Here is an 18,448-nt window from a genome sequence, read left to right on the forward strand (position 1 = left end):
TTACAAGAAGCAGATAACATTTTTCAGTCTCTATGCTTATATTGACCGGGAATTTATGCTGCTGAAGCCGGATGGGAAGACTTTACCAACTCACTATATTTATTTTAATTTTTTCTGTGTCTTATGCTGTTAAAGCTCAGGTTTCCACAGTTGGAACGGAGTTTTGGGTAGGCTTTATGGACAATAACAGGATCCCCCCGAGTAATGGAGGTTCAGGTGCGCCGGATTTTGCAGTCTTGATCATCACGGCTAATGAAGATGCCGATGGAAGTATTGAATACCTTGGCAGGACGGCCAATTTCTCTTTGAATGCAGGGCAACAATACACGCTTCGTGTTCCTTCGGAGGACTTGGATTTGCTACACCGTAGTTCAGCTGTCACCCAGAATAAGGGGATTTATATTTCCAGCACAGGGAAAATTGCAGTCCATGCCTACAATGAACGTTTTCGAAGTGCGGACGGAACAGTCATTTTACCAGTTTCAGCCTTGGGTACAGATTATTTTATCACCTCCCACTATGAAACGCTCACTGCCAATGTCAATTTCAACGGAAATATCAATGATGAAAGTACGCTTTTGGTCATCGCTACTGAAAATGACACGGAAGTAGAAATCACCCCTTCTGTCGGCAATATTGGTGGTGGCCCTGCTGGAGCTCCCTATACCATCCGGCTGAATCGGGGACAAAGCTATCAGCTTAAAGCAAAAGCTGATTTGACGGGTTCTCGGGTACGAGTGATTGGTGCCGATGCCAATGAATGTAAAAAGATCGCTGTATTTGGAGGAAATAAATGGACTTCAGTTGGGAATTGTGGGGAGGCAAATGATCACCTCTTTCAGCAAGCTTATCCTGTCAATACTTGGGGTAGTTCCTTTGTGCATGTAGCCCTATCTGGCCGGACTTCGGGTGAGCTAGTCAAAGTCCTAGCTGCTGAAGATGGAACAGAAGTACGAGTAAATGGGGCCTTGGAAGGGACTATTGACCAAGGAGAATGGTTGCCGCTTGAATTTGGGATCAATGAGCATGGTAAGATAGAGACGAGCAAGCCTGCATCAGTTTCGGTTTTTTCAAAAAGCCAAGCCTGTAACGAACCGACTGCACCTGGATCGACTACAGGAGATCCATTTATGATCACTTACAGTCCCAGCGAACAATTTTTGAAGCAATTAACATTCATCTCTTTGGACTTGCCTTCCATTGTGAATCATTATGTAAATGTGGTGGTTCGAGCCGGAACGCAGGACGGTACCATATTGGATGGACAAAACGTAGGTGGAAGGTTCTTTCCCTTGCCAGGAGATCCTAATTTTTTGTATGCTAGAATCAATATTTCTCAAGGAGTACACCGCCTGACGAATCCAGATGGATTTGCTGCCTATGCCTATGGATTTGGCGAACTGGAGTCTTATGGATATGCGGCTGGGGCAGCTTTGGATAATCTAAACTTCGAAACTCAGGCAAATTACGAATTTGACGTCTCAGGAGATAATGTGGCTTGTCTGAATCAAACTGGAGATTGGATCATCAACTCTGAAAATCCTGATTTCAGCTATTTCGTCTGGGACTTTGGGGATGGAAGTAATTTGCAAGAGGGTCAAGAGGTAAATCATACTTTTACCCAGTCTGGTGAGTATGAAGTGACTGTTTTAGCAGCTTTGAGTCCTAATTCCTGTGATCAACAAGAGGAAGTAACCTTCACTGTGACGGTATTGGATTCCTCTGGAGAGGTAGTCGGTTCTGAATCCGCCTGCCCCGAAGTGGAGGAGCTGCTTTACACCTTTGAAAATTTTGAAAATGTAGAACGGGTTGAGTTTGAAGTCGATGGGGGAGAGTTGACGGAAATCAATGATCTTTCCGCTGTCGTCAGATGGGGTGTAGCTAATGATAATGCAAGCCTAACAGTGACGCCTATTTCCCTTAATGGCTGTCCCGGAGAGCCAATTACATATCCTGTTGTAATCAATCAACGAATAGACGCGATACTAGCTGAAGGACCAGATCAAGTTTGTTTTGATCCTGCTGCTTTACAAACCTACACCGTACCAAACGGACCTACAGGAAGATCCTACACCTGGACAGTGACGGGAGGACAAATCATCAGTGGGCAAGGAAGTCCTGAAATTGAGGTTAGCTGGGATCAACCGGATATCACAGGTGAGGTTTCATATACTGTTAGAAGTTTAATCGATTCCCTTTGCGAGGGTGAATCAGGAACCCTTGATGTGCGAGTTGAATCTGAATTTTTGGTTTCAATCGAAGAGCTTATTCCGGTGAGTTGTTCGGGTTTTGAAACAGGGGCTATTGACCTTGAAATCCAAGGAGGAGTAGGGCCCTATGAAATCCAATGGTCCCATGACGGCAATCTACAACAGGAGCGGGCAGGCAATTTATCAGTTGGTACCTACACGGTGAAAATCACCGATCAACTAGGCTGTGAAAGATTAATCGAAAATATTGAAATAGTTGAACCCTTACCTCTTGAGCTTCAATCTCAAAACCCCGTAGGTGTGTCTTGTTTTGGAAAACCTGATGGCTCAATTTCTTTAAGTATTACAGGAGGTGTTTCTCCATATACTATTGATTATGAAGGGGTAAATACTTTTTCGGGAAATCTTCAATTGAATGATTTACCACAAGGACTTTATGATTGGGAAGTGGTAGATGCAAATGGTTGCGTCTTACCAATTTCCTTTGAAATCACCTCCCCACCTGCTCTAGAGGTTGAGGTAAGGCTGGAAAAGCCTTCCTGCCCGGGTGGGAGCAATGGAGAACTATTTGCCTTCCCGGCTGGAGGCCAGGCCCCATATGTGTATGACTGGGACGGTCAAGGGAGTGGAGAACTACTGACAGGTCTCTCAAAAGGAACCTATAATGTATCTGTGATCGATAGTCAAGGTTGTGTCAGTTTGGGGAATGGAGAGGTGGTAGAAACTGCCCCGCAGGTAAGAATGCCAACCGGGTATAATCCGGAAGATGGCTCTCTTTTCGAAGGTATTTCTAATTGCGAGGTAGAATTTGAACTATGGATCTATAATCGCTGGGGACAATTAGTGTATCAAGGGTCTTTAGGTTGGGATGGTTTTCTTGAAAATGGGCAAGAAGCTCCTACCGGAAATTACTCCTATTTGGCGCGCTATTTATTCCCTCTTGAAGATCAAGTCCAAACACTTGAAAAGCGTGGTGGTTTCCTTTTGGTTAGGTAAATTTGACTATGATTAGACGAGTGTGGGAGAGAAAGATGAGTGTAGGCAAAAGGTTGATAGCCTTGTTGCTTATGCTTTTGCCATTTTTATCCCATGCCCAAATCAGCACCATCGGTCGGGAGTTTTACATTGGCTTTATGGATAATAATCGTCGGAACTCTCAGCCCGATCGTGTAGTCGTAATCATTACAGCGGTAGAGGAAGCAGCCGGAACTATCCAGACTCCAAGACAAAGCATTACTTTCGACTTAGAGCCTGGGGAGCAACTGATTCGCGAATTTGACGGAGATGGGGAAGGAGTCATTCACAGGGGAAGTGGAGCTGTAGATTTCAAACCGTTTAAAGTTACTAGCTCAGGAGATTTGACTGTTCATGCCATCAATGGGCGAGAATACAGTACAGACGGAACGGTTATTCTACCAACTACCGCTCTGAGCAGTGAGTATTTGGTCATGGCGCACTATGATGTGGTTGATCCGAGTTTGGATCCCGGAAGTAATCAAAATTTCGAAAGCACTCTTCTGGTGGTAGCCATCGAGAATGATACGCAAGTTGAAGTAATTCCTACAGCTCCAACTGTCAATACCATTCCAGCAGGAGCACCGATTCAATTCACTCTGAATGCAGGTGAAAGCTATCAAATCAAAGCCAACGGAGATCTGACCGGGTCACGTGTTCGAGTACTAAATGCCACCTCAGATTCCTGCAAGCTTTTGGCAGTATTTGGTGGGAATAAGACCTCAAGTGCGGGAGATTGTGGTACCAGTGGAGATCATATTTTTCAGCAAGCTTACCCACTCGAAAGTTGGGGCAAAGAGTATATACACGTTCCACTAGCAGGTCGGACTTCGGGAGAAATTGTCAAAGTTTTGGCTTCTGAGAATGATACTGAAATTCGGGTAAATGGAGTATTAAGAGCTACCCTTGATGCACGCGAGTTTACCCGTTTTGAATTTGCCAAGGATGAGTTGGCGTTGATCGAAACCTCAAAGCCCAGCTCGGTTGCCGTAATTGCAAAAAGTGGGGCTTGTAATGAATTTGGGGTGGCTCCTTTGGGTGATCCAACGCTTTTTCTTCTTAGTCCCAATTCGCAGCAACTGGAGAGTATTACCTTTTCCACAGGAAAGCTAATCGGTGGCTTTAATCAAGATATTGAGCATTTCGTTACGATTCTCGTAGAAAGTGATGCCGCCAATCAAACCATTTTAAACGGGCAAGCCGTAGGAAATCAATTTCAACCTGTTTTGAATAGTGATTTTTCCTATGCTCGAATCAAAGTTCCCTTTGGGGTGAATACGCTTTCAAATCCAGAGGGCTTCATTGGATATGTTTATGGCTCCGGGTCGATTGAGTCCTATGGTTTTGCGATAGGGGCCAGTTTGGAAAATGTACAGTTTGAAACCGAAACCATCTATGATTTTGAAGTGGTGGGAGATCGGGTCGCTTGCTTGGATCAAGAGGGTTTATGGGAAATATTTCCGGACGATTCCCGCTTTGTTGATTTTTCCTGGGACTTTGGAGATGATTCAGATTTAAAGGATGGAAAAGCCGTCAATCATACCTTCACCGAGCCAGGAGATTATGAAGTAACTGTTTTTGCATCCACAGGAGATGGCTCTTGCGGCAGCGAAACAGAATTCAATTTTGAGGTGACTGTGGAAGATATTGGAGCAGAGCTTTCTGGTCCCACTTCTCTTTGTCCAGAAACGGCGGGAGTGCGGTACTTTTTGGAAGATGAAGAGGGCGTTTTTGATGTGATTTGGGAGGTAGAAGGGGGAACCTTTTCTGAAGTAAATGATCTGGAAATAGTAGTTGATTGGGGTGTTGCCAACCCTGCTGCCTATGTTCGAGCAATAACTGTAGGTGAAAACGGGTGTCAAGGCCAAACTTTAGATCTAGAAATATCTTTGGATGAATCCATTACTCCTGATTTACCGGAAGGGCTATTAGGACTTTGCGGAACCAATACCGGACCTTTTGATTATGTGGTTCCTTTTCCACAAGCAGGAAAAGAGTATGAATGGTTTATTACTGGAGGAAGCATCATTGGTAATACGATTTCGGAGTCTATTCAGGTGGAATGGGATCCAAATGCTCCGACTAGAACTTTGTTTTACGAGGAGCGATTGCCGGGTGGAGGTACATGTTTTGGAACCTCTGAAGTTTTGACCGTGGATCAATTCCCTGATTTATCTGTGGAAATTGGTTCAATAATCAGCCCATCTTGTCCAGGTGATTCTGACGGTCAGATCGATTTGGCAATATCCGGAGGTTCTGGACTTTTCGAATTTGAATGGTCCCATGATCCGGATCTCAACGATAGCAATGCTGAAGGCCTTCCCTCAGGAAGCTACCAAGTGCTTGTTCGGGATTTACAAGGTTGCGGCGATTTCCCATTTGAAGTTGAAATTCAGGACCCTGCTCCCATAGAATTACTTTCCATCACCCAAAGTAGGCCCCTATGCAAGACTAGTGGAGACGGACAGGTTTTCTTAGAAATGGTAGGAGGAACGGCTCCTTTTACTGCTTTAGGAAATCAAAGCGAATGGAATTCTGGGATCTTAACTGTTTCGGGGATTGCTGAAGGAGAATTCAATTTACTTGTCCAAGATGATAATGGCTGTACCTTCCCCGTTCAAGGAATAATGGAGGCTCCAGAAGCTTTGGAAATCAGTTTTGAACAACTTAGCCCGGGATGTCCGGGCGGAGTAGATGGAGCAATCAGAGTGATTCCTACAGGAGGAACAGCCCCTTATCAGATAATTTGGGAACAAGGCGGGAATTCAGATATTCTTGAGTCGCTCTCATCGGGAGAATATGGTGTCAGGATAATAGATGCAAATGGCTGTGAAGTCAGCGGGGTAGGTATCGTTCCAGATGCTCGCCCGGCTGTCCGCATGCCAACTGGGTTTGATCCACAAGATGGTCCATACCAGCCAGTTTCCAACTGTAGTATCTCTTATGAGCTGTTAATTTTTGATCGATGGGGACAATTGCTGTTTTCTGGAGTTGAAGGCTGGAATGGGCTTTTCAAAGGCGAATCCATGCCTGTAGGAGTGTATATCTACTATCTCAATTATGAATATGCTTTAGAGTCGGGCCTTCAGACGGATCAAATTCGTGGGTCATTTACTTTGATTCAATAATTACATTTTTATCCATGCTTTCTCTTAGTATTTGATACTTTTGTTAAGCAATTTTTGAAATATGAAGAAAATTTTAATTACAGGTGGAGCAGGATATATTGGCTCCCATACAGCAGTAGAGTTGATCAATTCGGGATTCGAACCGATTATTATAGATGACTTCTCCAATTCCAAAGAGCAAGTCTTAGAAAGATTAGAAGAGATTACGGGTAAAAAAATTGCCTGTTATCGAGGAGATTGTGCTGATAGGAGTCTCCTGGATCAGGTGGCCAAAGACCATCAACTGAGTGGGGTGATTCATTTTGCCGCTTTCAAAGCAGTGGGAGAAAGTACAGAACTCCCCTTAAAATACTACCGAAACAATCTGGTTTCCCTCATAGAGATTATGGAATTTATGCGGGATCATAAAATCCAGGATTTGGTCTTTTCTTCATCCTGCACTGTGTATGGCCAGCCAGACGTGCTTCCTGTCACAGAAGCTACTCCTCGAAAGGATGCTGAAAGTCCCTATGGAAATACCAAAAAAGTATGCGAGGATATGTTAGTAGATTTTGTGAAAAGCAAGCCAGGTATTCGAGTCATCTCGCTCCGCTATTTCAATCCTGTGGGAGCTCATCCAAGTGGTAAAATCGGCGAACTCCCTCAAGGGAAGCCAAATAATCTTGTCCCATTTGTAACGCAAACAGCAGCCGGTATTCGCGAAAAATTGACCGTATTTGGAGATGATTACGATACTCCTGATGGCTCCTGTGTAAGAGACTTCATTCACGTGATGGATCTTGCCGATGCCCATGTCAAAGCCTTAGCTTACCTGGATGAAAAACAGAACAATTTCTATGATGTGTTTAATGTGGGTACTGGGAAGGGAGACACTGTCTTGCAGGTCATCAAAACTTTTGAAGAAGTCACCAATGTCAAGTTGAACTATGAAATTGGTCCTAGAAGACCTGGTGATGTGGTGAAAATCTGGGCTGATACCAAGAAAATAAATGAAGTGCTTGGTTGGTACCCAAAATACTCACTTGCTGATTCCATGCGTGACAGTTGGAACTGGCAAAAAGGACTCTAAAACCAAAGCCCTTTGATTACAGTTCAAAGGGCATTCATTTTTAATATCCTGCAGCTTGTCCGTCTTTTCTGGATTCTGAGGCTCCATAATAAACTTTCCTTACGGGATCAAATTTGATAGCCTGATAGCCTCCAAAGGCTCCAACGCTGAATTCAATCCGATGGCCCATTTCTTCCAATTTTCGAATTACCTCATAAGAAAAACCACTTTCCAAATTAAGCGAGCCTCCTGAAGTCATTTTCGATCCGGTGGGTTGGGAGGAGCCTGTATGGCGCATGCGGGGAGCATCTCCCGCTTCCTGAATATTCATTCCGAAATCGATGATATTTACCAAAATTTGGGCATGACCCTGAGGCTGCACCGCACCTCCCATCAATCCAAAACTCATAAAAGGCTCTCCATCTTTAGTGACAAAAGCTGGAATAATGGTGTGAAAAGGTCGCTTTCCACGGGCCAACGAATTCCAGTGATCAGGGTCTTGAACATTGAACATTTGACCTCGGTTTTGGAGGACAAACCCAAGACCGTCAGGAACCATGCCTGAGCCAAATTCATCATAGATACTTTGGATAAATGAAACCATATTACCCTCTGAATCTGCCACTGTCAAATAGGTGGTGTTTCCTTTTTCTATATTTCCAGCAGGGTATTCTCTGGAAGCTTGGTTCAGGTCGATTAGTTTTCTGCGCTCAGCTGCATATTCTTTGGAAATCAAGTGTTCGACAGGAATATTATTAAAAGCAGGATCTGCATAGTATTTTGCACGGTCTTCGTAGGCAAGTTTTTTAGCTTCTGTAAGTACATGGAGATACTCCGCACTTCCAAATCCCATGGATTGGATATCAAAGCCCTCCAGAATATTCAGCATTTGAAGAGCGGCGATTCCTTGACCGTTCGGAGGCAGTTCCCAGACATCATAGCCGCGATAGTTAGTGCTTACTGGGTCAACCCATTCAGATGTATGGTTTTTTAGATCTTCATAGCTCAAATACCCGTCATTATCCTTCATAAACCGATCGATGGTCCTCGCAATTTCCCCTTCATAAAAGGCTTCTCTTCCACCTTTGGCAATCATATCATAGGTCCTTGCCAAGTCGGGATTTTTGAAAATATCTCCTTTATGGGGAGTAGTTTGGCCATTTGGCATGTAAGTAGCTTTGAATCCGGGAATATCCTTCATTCGAGGCCAGTCATCATTCATTTGCCAAGCAATGATTTCTGAAACTGGAAATCCATTATTTCCATAATCAATTGCCGGTTGAAGGATTTCTTGCATGCTAAGTTTTCCAAACTTTTCGTGAAGTTCGAACCATCCATCTACAGCTCCGGGCACTGAGACTGGGAGAGGTCCTAAGAAGGGGGCGTATTGTAGACCTTTTTCTTTAAAGACTTCCATGGTCAAACTTGCTGGAGCCCGACCACTGCCGTTTAGCCCATAGAGCTTTTTTTCTTTGGCATTCCAAACGATGGCAAATACATCCCCACCGATTCCACAGGCATGCGGCTCAACTAGGCCCAACATGGCATTAGCAGCAATAGCCGCATCGACAGCGCTTCCACCTTTTTTAAGAATGTCAAGGGCGGCTTGTGTCGCTAGGGGTTGGCTGGTAGCCACCATTCCGTTTTGAGCAAGAATTTCTGACCGCGTGGCGAAGTTTTTACCTGTTACACGGTCTTGGGCTTTAATATTTGAAAATAACAATAGGCCTAAAGCCAAGAGAATAAGTCTTTTCATTGTATGAATATTTAGATCAAGTTTAGATGATTGAAAGGGTATGTCCAATAGTTTTCTTGTAAATGGAAGGATGCAAAAGCTCAAAGGGTATTTTTGAAGAAAATTATTTTGCTGATAAATAAGGAGATAACAAATTGCAGGTGTTTTTTTTCGCCTTGGTTTTTGTAATGAAAAATCAAAGCGATACATTTGCATCACTTTAAGCCAAGGTTATAAGAACTCTGGATTAAAAAATGTTATTGGAGCGGTAGTTCAGCTGGTTAGAATGCCTGCCTGTCACGCAGGAGGTCGCGGGTTCGAGTCCCGTCCGTTCCGCATATTTTATTATTGATCAATCTTCCTGGAGCGGTAGTTCAGCTGGTTAGAATGCCTGCCTGTCACGCAGGAGGTCGCGGGTTCGAGTCCCGTCCGTTCCGCATATTTTATTATTGATCAATCTTCCTGGAGCGGTAGTTCAGCTGGTTAGAATGCCTGCCTGTCACGCAGGAGGTCGCGGGTTCGAGTCCCGTCCGTTCCGCATCAAAGCCCCAAAATTTGGGGCTTTTTTGTTTTGTTCAAGAGCTTATGGAATATTATGTTTACGTGATTCAATCTGATCTTGATAGCTCATTTTATATTGGGAGCTCTGCCGATCCATATTCTCGACTTGAAAAGCATAACAGGCCGCATAAAGGATACACTGCAAGAAAGCAACCTTGGTCTTTAAAGTATATTGAGAAATTTTCTTCCAAAAAAGAAGCTTTGTTAAGAGAGCGGTTTCTTAAGGCTCAAAAAAGCAAACAGTTAATAATAAAACTTATCCAAAATAACTCCACGATTTAGAATGTCTGTCCCGAGAATCGGGAAGGTCGCGGGTTCGAGTCCCGTCCGTTCCGCATCGAAGCCCCAAAATTTGGGGCTTTTTTGTTTTGTTCAAGAGCTTATGGAATATTATGTTTACGTGATTCAATCTGATCTTGATAGCTCATTTTATATTGGGAGCTCTGCCGATCCATATTCTCGACTTGAAAAGCATAACAGACCGCATAAAGGATACACTGCAAGAAAGCAACCTTGGTCTTCAAAGTATATTGAGAAATTTTCTTCCAAAAAAGAAGCTTTGTTAAGAGAGCGGTTTCTTAAGGCTCAAAAAAGCAAATAGTTTTTAATAAAACTTATCCAAAATAACTCCACGATTTAGAATGTCTGTCCCGAGAATCGGGAAGGTCACGGGTTCGAGTCCCGTCCGTTCCGCATCAAAGCCCCAAAATTTGGGGCTTTTTTGTTTTTTCAACCGATAAGTAGGATTCTAAGGTTATCTGAATAGTATTTCAGAGGGATACTTTTCAATTTCCATGAAAGAATTTGCCGCTGCAGGATATTCATTATCTTTGTTTTTGATAAAAACCAATCAAATGGTATTAGAATTCGAAAAACCAATTGCTGATTTAGAGCAAAAACTCCAGGAAATGAAGGATTTGGCCAAGGGTAGAAATATCGATTTAAGTGCCGATATTGAATCCCTGGAAGAAAAGATCCAAAATTTGAAAAAGGAAACATTCGAGAATCTGACTAGATGGCAGCGAGTTCAGCTTAGTCGCCATGCAGATCGACCTTACGCGCTTGATTATATCTATGAGATCACCAATGACTTTATTGAGCTGCATGGAGATCGCAGTGTCAAAGATGACAAAGCGATGATTGGTGGTTTGGGAGATATTGATGGCCGGACGGTGATGTTTATCGGTCAGCAGAAAGGAAGAAATACCAAGCAAAGACAGGAACGAAACTTTGGGATGGCCAATCCAGAGGGCTATAGAAAGGCACTACGCTTAATGAAAATGGCTGAGAAATTTGGTAAGCCGATCGTTACGCTAATTGATACACCTGGAGCATTTCCAGGACTTGAGGCTGAAGAAAGAGGTCAGGGAGAAGCGATTGCAAGAAATCTCAAGGAGATGTTTATGCTGAAAGTACCCGTCATTTGTATCATTATCGGTGAGGGTGCATCAGGTGGCGCACTTGGAATCGCCATCGGAGACCGGGTCTTTATGCTAGAAAATACTTGGTACTCAGTTATTTCTCCGGAATCATGCTCTTCTATTTTGTGGAGGTCTTGGGATTATAAAGAGCAAGCAGCAGAGGCATTGAAGCTTACTGCAAACGATATGAAGGGAAATGGATTAATTGATGAAATTATTCCTGAGCCCCTAGGTGGTGCACATCGCGACTTGATAACCATGTCCGAAACGATCAAAGACACTATCTTAAAAACCTTAAAAGAACTCGATAAACAAAAACCCGAAAAACGAATCGATCAACGAATCGAGAAGTTTTGCTCGATGGGTGTGGTCGTCGAATAAATCTTCCATCCCGAACTTTCCGGTTCGGGATTTTATTTTGAAATACTATGGAACTGTACACTGTCAATACCGGATTTTTCAAACTGGACGGAGGGGCTATGTTTGGTGTAGTGCCTAAGGTTCTCTGGTCCCGTACAAATCCTGCAGATGAAAATAACCTCTGTACATGGGCTATGCGCTGCCTTCTCGTAGTTGATGGGGACAGAGTTGTGCTTATCGATAATGGAATAGGTGATAAACAGGATGCCAAGTTTTTCTCCCATTATTGCCTGCATGGGGATGACTCTTTAGAAAAATCCCTGAAAGCCCTTGGAGTAGGTTTTCATCAGATTACTGATAATTTTCTGACACACCTGCACTTTGACCACTGTGGAGGTGGTGTCAAATATGGTTCTCATGGCCAATATGAAATGACTTTTCCTCGTGCGACTTACTGGAGCAACCCGGATCATTGGAAGTGGGCGACCGAACCCAATCCGCGGGAAAAGGCTTCTTTCCTCAAGGATAATATCCTTCCTATGCAGGAATTGAATCAGCTGGATTTTGTGGATTTGAAAGAAAAGACCCTTTTCCCGGGATTTGACTTTATCACTGTTGATGGTCATACAGACAAGCAAATGCTTCCAAAACTCAGTTATAAAGGAAAAACTATTGTGTTTGTGGCAGATTTGCTCCCTTCAGTAGGACATATTCCGATTCCCTATGTGATGGGCTACGATACCCGTCCTTTGTTGACCATGGATGAAAAGGCTAGGTTCCTCGAGGAGGCAGTTGACAACGATTATATCCTATTCTTTGAACATGATGCAGTGAATGAATGCTGTACACTAAAGCGTACTGAAAAAGGGGTACGTGTAGATCAAACTTTCCGACTCGATGAAATCTAATTTAAAAATCGGTGTTGCCCTTTCTGGAGGGGGAGTGCGTGGAATTTCTCACCTAGGAGTACTTCAAGGACTGAATGAAGCAGGAATATTCCCTACTCATGTCAGTGGCACGTCAGCAGGAGCAATTGCAGGAGCCATGTATTGCGAAGGGTATTCACCTACGGAAATTCTCAAGATTATCGTGGAGACAAATTATTTTAAGTTTCTTCGACCTGCCATTTCTTGGAAAGGTATTCTGAAAATGAGCAGTATTGAAGGACTTTTTCGAACTTATTTGAAGCATAATGATTTTTCCCAACTCAAAACTCCGCTGACTGTAGCTGCCACAGATATCAAAAAAGGAAAAGTAGTTTATTTTTCAGAAGGAGAGCTCATTGCTCCAGTGATGGCTTCCAGTTGTATTCCCGGGATGTTTGAGCCAATTGTGATCGGAAACCGATTCCTAATTGATGGCGGAGTATTGAATAATCTTCCAGTGGAGCCTTTGGATGGGACATGTGATTTTGTGATTGGGGTCAACTGCAATCACCTTCCTGAAGAAAGCGATATTAAAAATATGAAGCGATTGATTGAGCGATCGGTCATTATGTCGATGAATTACAACGTATACAGCCGTCAGGCAAAGTGTGATTATTTTATCGAGGCTCCTGGACTGGGGAAGTTTGGTGTCTTTGATATCAAAAAAGCTTCCGATTTATTTCAGGCAGGCTATGTAGAAACACTTCGATACATCGAAGAAAATCCTTCCATTTTGGAATTGAAAAATACTGGTGAAAAATCCCTATCAGCATGATGAAGTTGCTCTCAAGATTTGTTTTTTGGATTACAGGCTGGACAATGAAAAAAGCTTGGCCTGAAGGTGTGAAGAAGGCCGTATTGATCGCTATTCCTCATACATCCAATTGGGATTTATTGTACGCTCGGGCCGCCTTCTTTTTGATGGATATTCCTGTGAAATATACCATTAAAAAGGAAATTATGGTTGGGCCATTAGGTTGGCTCTTGAAGGGCTTGGGAGGCATTGCGATTGATCGAAAGCGAATCCCGGGTGGAAAGAAGCAAACCTACACCGAAGCCATGACCCAAATGCTCAAAAATTCAGATGACTTGGTGATCATGGTTACCCCTGAAGGAACAAGAAAAGCAGTCAAGCGATGGAAAACTGGTTTCTACCACATTGCATTAGGTGCAGGAGTACCTGTAGTAGTAGGATATCTAGACTACAAAAAGAAAGAAGCTGGAATAGGTCCAGTGATTTATCCAAATGGAGACGTAGACGGGCAAGTTGAAGAGCTGAAAGCCTTTGGTAGAACTGTCACACCCAAGCACCCTGATAAGGGGATAATATAGCCTAGTGGCTTTTGATCAGTAGATTCAGATAGTCTTTGAGAATTCGAAACTCCTGATCGTCAACTTTACCATCAGCCCATACTTTTTTGATCAATTCATAGAGACCGGTGTACTCCTCTTGAATCTTCCTGTTCTCTTCGAGTTCTAGGAATGTTTTGAGTTTGTAAACCTCCTGATCGTTGATGTCCCCGCTGGAAAGTATTCCTTTGAACATCCCATTGATAAAAATCTGATCAGGCTTATCGATTCGTTTTTCACTTCCAATACTCTCAAGAAATTGATCCAGAGTTTCTTCGATTTCGTCGAGTTCTTCCACTGAGATTTTACCAGAATCGATCAGTGGCCTGATTTTAGAATAGAGTTTTTCAAATGGTCCATAGCTGCACAGGCCTTCGTGCTCATTACACCATTCTTTTAGTGCTGCATATTCGTTTCTAGTGACCACTCCATCCAGTGCTACCCCATAAATGAGGCCTGCTAAATCCTTGGCTGCGTTGTGATAATTTGGGTTATTGGGTTTTTCCATTGTTAAAAAGATTTGATCATAATTTACATGGTATTTTTTATAAATACCTGTTCAAAAGGACTTTGCTGTTTAAATATTTTAACAAAAAAATCCTTTTTCAAAATCAAAAAAGAAGAGAATAGTGTGTAAGTTGATCAAGGATTTAATTTTAAACATTTACTCTTCGATTATGCGCAATGGAATATTCGTTATTTTGATAAGCTTGTTTTTGGCTTCATGTGGTGGGAATGATGGGGAAAAAACTGAGCTTTCGGACAGCTTTACAGTTTCTCTGGACACGGTAATGGTGGATGCGGGAGAGGAGTTTATTTACCTTCAAGAAAATCTTTGGTTGTCGAAACTAAACCCTGATAGACGCTATTTGATCAATTTCAATCGAGAGGACGCAATTGCCGAATGGATTGATTTAGATGAATTGAAGTTGAAAAAGGTGTTACAATTTGACAAAGATGGACCCAATTCCGTTCCTCCATACACCTCTGGTTTTTTGATCAATGAGGACGAGAATATCCTTTTTTGGAACTATCGGTTTTATAAAATTTTCGACCAAAATGGACAATTAGTCCGAGATCTGGAGCTTGAAAAAATAGCTTCTGATCTTTTGAGCAGTTCAGATATTTATCCAAATCAATTTTTTATAGACCCGGAAAATCCTTTACGGACGATCGGTTTATTTATCAAATGGGAAGAAAGTAAGTATTTGATGATTGATTTTAACCTAGAATCTGGAGAATTCAGGGAGATCGATTTGCCTCAACTTGAGAAAATAAAAGAATATAAAGTAGATATTGTCTATGATGGAAATATGGCGGGTAGCTATGGTCCAGGAGTTTATTCTACCAGAGTGGGTAGCAAAATATTTCTGTCAACAAATACCTATAATGAGGTTCAGGTTTTTGATTTAGAAACAGATAGCATTACGGTCAAAACATGGGATACTCCTTTGCTAGGAGCCAGGCGAGCCTACTTGCCACCTAGTCAAGTAGATGGTCAAACGGGTGAAATCGAAGAAATCGTGAGGAATGCAGAATCTGATATCACCTATGGGCCATTATTTTGGAGCCCAGATGAAGAAAAGTTTTATCGCTTCTCTCACAAAAACTACTTTGGGGAAGAAAAGACCGAATATGGGAGATACATCCCCACTCGAGCAGATGTTTACTTAAGCGTCTTCAGCAAGGATCTTAATTTAATCAAAGAGGCCCTTATCCCGGAGTTAATTCAGGAGCCCAAACGACATTTTGTGAAAGATGGTCAAATCTGGATTTTCGAGAATATCGAGGATGAAGTAGGGTTTGTGAGGCTTAGTGTGGAGTAAAACTCTCTTGTATCCTATCCTAAATTTGACATCTATTAAACCTAAAAAAAATCCAGAACCTGACGGCACTGGATTTTCTTTTTCATATTTGCTTAAAATCTTCGAGGTCTTAAAGACCTCAAAGATTAACCTAATTTGGCTAGACTTTCCTCCAAGGCTTTTATTTTCGCCTCTGCATCTGCCTGTTTTTTCTTTTCATTCTCTACCACTTGGGCCGGAGCACCAGCCACAAATCGCTCATTGGATAGCTTTTTCATCACCGAGTTCAAAAAGCCTTTGGTGTATTCTAGCTCCTTTTGAAGATTGGCTTTTTCCTCTTCCACATTGATGGAGTCTCCCATTGGAACGAAGCATTCGTCTGCTTTGACCACGAAGCTCATCGCATTTTCTACTTTGGCTGCGAAATTCAAGGAAGATAAATTGGCCAGTTTGACAATTACGGATTCAAATCGCTGATACAATTCCGGCCGCTTGGTATTGACGCTCAGGTCCAAAGCTTCTTTGGGAGACATCCCTTTGGAAGCTCTCAAATTTCTGACTTGAGAAACCACCTCGAATACTTGGTTGGCTTCCTCTGTGATTTTAGAGTCGAATGGTTTTGCTTCGGGCCATTTTGCCAAAATCAAGGATTCTTCCACTTTCCTATCTTGAATCTGATGCCATATTTCCTCCGAAATGAAAGGCATGAAAGGATGAAGAATCTTTAGAATATCCTCGAAAATCTCAATGGTCTTGTTGTAAGTCGCCTGATCAATAGGCTTCTGATATTCTGGCTTGATCATTTCCAGATACCAGGAGCAGAAGTCTCCCCATACCAATTTATAGGTAGCCATCAGGGCATCGGAAATTCTGAATTTCTCAAAGTGATCATTGATCTCTGCCAAAGCTTGATTGAAGCGGTTTTCAAACCAATGGATTGATGAAGTATTCGCACCACCGTCCAAATCGGAATCAATTTCCCACCCTTTCACCAATCGGAAGGCATTCCAGATTTTGTTGGCAAAATTTCTTCCCTGCTCCACGAGCTTATCATCGTATGGAAGATCGTTTCCGGCAGGGGAGGAGAAAAGCATCCCTGTTCGGACCCCATCCGCACCGTACTGCGCGATCAGCTCCAGTGGATCCGGGGAATTACCCAGAGACTTGGACATTTTTCGGCCCAGTTTATCCCGTACGATTCCAGTCAGGTACACATTTTTGAAGGGCTTTTCACCCATGTATTCATAGCCGGCGATGATCATTCTTGCTACCCAGAAGAATAGAATTTCTGGAGCAGTCACCAGGTCATTGGTTGGGTAGTAGTATTTCAGTTCTTCGTTTGGCTTGCCAGTGGTAAAGACATCTGTGTCAAATACAGAAATCGGCCACAGCCAAGAGCTAAACCAAGTATCCAATACATCTTCATCTTGCTTCAGGTCTGCCAGTGTGTAATTTGAATCATGTTCAGCTTGGGCGATTTTTAGTGCTTCTTCTTTCGTTTTGGCAACCACAAATTCCCCATTAGGAAGATGGTAGGCAGGAATCTGATGTCCCCACCAGAGTTGGCGGGAAATACACCAATCACGAACGTTTTCCATCCAGACCCGGTACATGTTTTTGAACTTGGGTGGATGGAGTTGGATGACATCCTCCATTACCGAGCTGAAGGCCGGCTTGGTGATTTCATCCATTTTGAGGAACCACTGCAAAGAGAGCTTTGGTTCGATTACGGCATCCGTTCTTTCGGAATGTCCTACGTTAGATTTGTAGTCCTCGATTTTTTCAAGTTGTCCTGCCTCCTCTAATAACTTTCCGATTTTCTTTCGGGCGATAAATCGGTCTTCACCCACGAGAATTTGAGCTTTCTCATTAAGGGTTCCATTGTCATTGAGAATGTCGATGACTTCCAGTTTATGCTTGATTCCCAACTCATAATCATTGATATCATGAGCAGGAGTCACCTTGAGGCAACCTGTCCCAAATTCCATGTCCACGTACTCGTCCTCGATGATAGGGATGGGACGATTGATCAGTGGTATGATGGCTTTTTTACCTTTCAAATGAGTGAATCGAGGGTCATTAGGATTGATGCAAATGGCGACATCGGCCATGATGGTTTCCGGACGAGTAGTAGCGATGGTCAAAAACTGATCTATTGTCCCTTCGATTTGATAGTTAATGTAGTAGAGTTTGGAAGCAATTTCTTTGGTGATCACTTCATCATCCGATAGGGCAGTTTGGCCTTTTGGGTCCCAGTTGACCATACGGATGCCTCGGTAGATTTTTCCTTTTTTATACAAATCCACAAAAACAGAAATCACGGCATCGCTCAAGCCTTCATCCATGGTAAAGGCAGTACGATCCCAATCACAGGAAGCTCCCAGTTTCTTTAGCTGCTCAAGGATAATTCCTCCATACTTTTCTTTCCACTCCCAGGCGTGCTTGAGAAATTCCTCACGTGATAGGTCCTTCTTTTCGATCCCTTTTTCTTTTAGCAGTTGCACTACCTTGGTTTCGGTAGCGATAGAGGCATGGTCGGTACCCGGTACCCAGCAAGCATTTTTGCCTTGCATGCGGGCACGTCGAATCAAGACATCCTGAATCGTATTGTTCAGCATATGACCCATATGCAATACGCCAGTCACATTAGGAGGAGGGATTACGATGGTGTAGGGTTCCTTGTTAGGATCAATTTTGGAAGCAAAAAGTTTGTGCTCCATCCAATACTGATACCACTTGGATTCGGTGTTACTAGGATCGTATTTGCTGGCAATAGACATTCTGGTGATTTTTTTTGATTGGCAAAAATAGTGGAAAAAGGGGAAAAGGCCTTGTAGCTTTGCTATTGCTGAAAAAGAAAAAGACCGACAAAATTGCCGGTCTTTTAAGT

Annotated in this window: 13 protein-coding genes and 3 tRNA genes; 13 read left to right on the top strand and 3 right to left on the bottom strand. The window is 42.9% G+C overall.

What is annotated here, in order from left to right:
• Positions 1-71: 71 nt before the first annotated feature.
• The 3 genes from G457_RS0116530 to galE all read left to right on the top strand — a co-directional run bounded on the left by G457_RS0116530 (position 72) and on the right by galE (position 7,421).
• Positions 72-3,206 (top strand): PKD domain-containing protein, encoded by a 3,135-nt coding sequence (locus tag G457_RS0116530; RefSeq protein ID WP_026947452.1) that lies wholly within the window; start codon positions 72-74, stop codon positions 3,204-3,206.
• Between the two features lie 8 nt (positions 3,207-3,214).
• The gene (locus tag G457_RS0116535) at positions 3,215-6,352 is read left to right on the top strand and encodes a PKD domain-containing protein (RefSeq protein ID WP_081701473.1); all 3,138 of its coding nucleotides are present in this window, start codon (positions 3,215-3,217) and stop codon (positions 6,350-6,352) included.
• A gap of 61 nt (positions 6,353-6,413) precedes the next feature.
• Entirely contained in the window at positions 6,414-7,421 is a 1,008-nt protein-coding gene (gene galE / locus G457_RS0116540; protein ID WP_026947454.1) for a UDP-glucose 4-epimerase GalE, read from the top strand.
• 40 nt (positions 7,422-7,461) lie between these two features.
• Here galE and ggt read toward each other — a convergent pair whose 3' ends face one another.
• Entirely contained in the window at positions 7,462-9,156 is a 1,695-nt protein-coding gene (gene ggt / locus G457_RS0116545) for a gamma-glutamyltransferase (protein ID WP_026947455.1), read from the bottom strand.
• 241 nt (positions 9,157-9,397) lie between these two features.
• Here ggt and G457_RS0116550 point away from each other — a divergent pair.
• The 9 genes from G457_RS0116550 (at position 9,398) to G457_RS0116590 (ending at position 13,735) form a co-directional block, all read left to right on the top strand.
• Positions 9,398-9,471: transfer RNA gene (locus tag G457_RS0116550), tRNA-Asp, on the top strand.
• 27 nt (positions 9,472-9,498) lie between these two features.
• A tRNA-Asp gene (locus G457_RS0116555) sits at positions 9,499-9,572 on the top strand.
• A gap of 27 nt (positions 9,573-9,599) precedes the next feature.
• Positions 9,600-9,673 (top strand) — tRNA-Asp (locus G457_RS0116560).
• A gap of 47 nt (positions 9,674-9,720) precedes the next feature.
• Positions 9,721-9,978, top strand: a complete 258-nt coding sequence (locus tag G457_RS23180; protein ID WP_026947456.1) for a GIY-YIG nuclease family protein — start codon at positions 9,721-9,723, stop codon at positions 9,976-9,978.
• Between the two features lie 100 nt (positions 9,979-10,078).
• The gene (locus G457_RS21760) at positions 10,079-10,297 is read left to right on the top strand and encodes a GIY-YIG nuclease family protein (protein ID WP_035484197.1); all 219 of its coding nucleotides are present in this window, start codon (positions 10,079-10,081) and stop codon (positions 10,295-10,297) included.
• A gap of 253 nt (positions 10,298-10,550) precedes the next feature.
• Positions 10,551-11,498 (top strand): acetyl-CoA carboxylase carboxyltransferase subunit alpha, encoded by a 948-nt coding sequence (locus G457_RS0116575; RefSeq protein WP_026947458.1) that lies wholly within the window; start codon positions 10,551-10,553, stop codon positions 11,496-11,498.
• Positions 11,499-11,545: 47 nt separating this feature from the next.
• A complete protein-coding gene (locus G457_RS0116580) occupies positions 11,546-12,385 on the top strand; it encodes an MBL fold metallo-hydrolase (RefSeq protein WP_026947459.1) in 840 nt (279 codons plus the stop codon).
• Positions 12,375-13,178 carry a patatin-like phospholipase family protein gene (locus tag G457_RS0116585; protein WP_026947460.1) on the top strand — a complete coding sequence of 268 codons (804 nt, stop codon included), beginning with the start codon at positions 12,375-12,377 and terminating at the stop codon, positions 13,176-13,178. Before G457_RS0116580 ends, G457_RS0116585 begins: the two co-directional genes overlap by 11 nt.
• Positions 13,175-13,735, top strand: a complete 561-nt coding sequence (locus G457_RS0116590; protein WP_026947461.1) for a 1-acyl-sn-glycerol-3-phosphate acyltransferase — start codon at positions 13,175-13,177, stop codon at positions 13,733-13,735. Before G457_RS0116585 ends, G457_RS0116590 begins: the two co-directional genes overlap by 4 nt.
• Before the next feature lies 1 nt (position 13,736).
• Here G457_RS0116590 and G457_RS0116595 read toward each other — a convergent pair whose 3' ends face one another.
• The gene (locus tag G457_RS0116595; RefSeq protein ID WP_026947462.1) at positions 13,737-14,261 is read right to left on the bottom strand and encodes a hypothetical protein; all 525 of its coding nucleotides are present in this window, start codon (positions 14,259-14,261) and stop codon (positions 13,737-13,739) included.
• 169 nt (positions 14,262-14,430) lie between these two features.
• On the opposite strand from G457_RS0116595, the gene G457_RS0116605 reads away from it, so the two are divergent.
• Positions 14,431-15,579, top strand: a complete 1,149-nt coding sequence (locus tag G457_RS0116605; RefSeq protein WP_026947463.1) for a DUF4221 family protein — start codon at positions 14,431-14,433, stop codon at positions 15,577-15,579.
• 125 nt (positions 15,580-15,704) lie between these two features.
• Here the strand turns inward: G457_RS0116605 and G457_RS0116610 are convergent, their stop codons facing one another.
• A complete protein-coding gene (locus tag G457_RS0116610; RefSeq protein ID WP_026947464.1) occupies positions 15,705-18,338 on the bottom strand; it encodes a valine--tRNA ligase in 2,634 nt (877 codons plus the stop codon).
• Positions 18,339-18,448 lie beyond the last annotated feature (110 nt).

Source organism: Algoriphagus marincola DSM 16067 (assembly GCF_000429405.1).
GTDB lineage: Bacteria > Bacteroidota > Bacteroidia > Cytophagales > Cyclobacteriaceae > Algoriphagus > Algoriphagus marincola.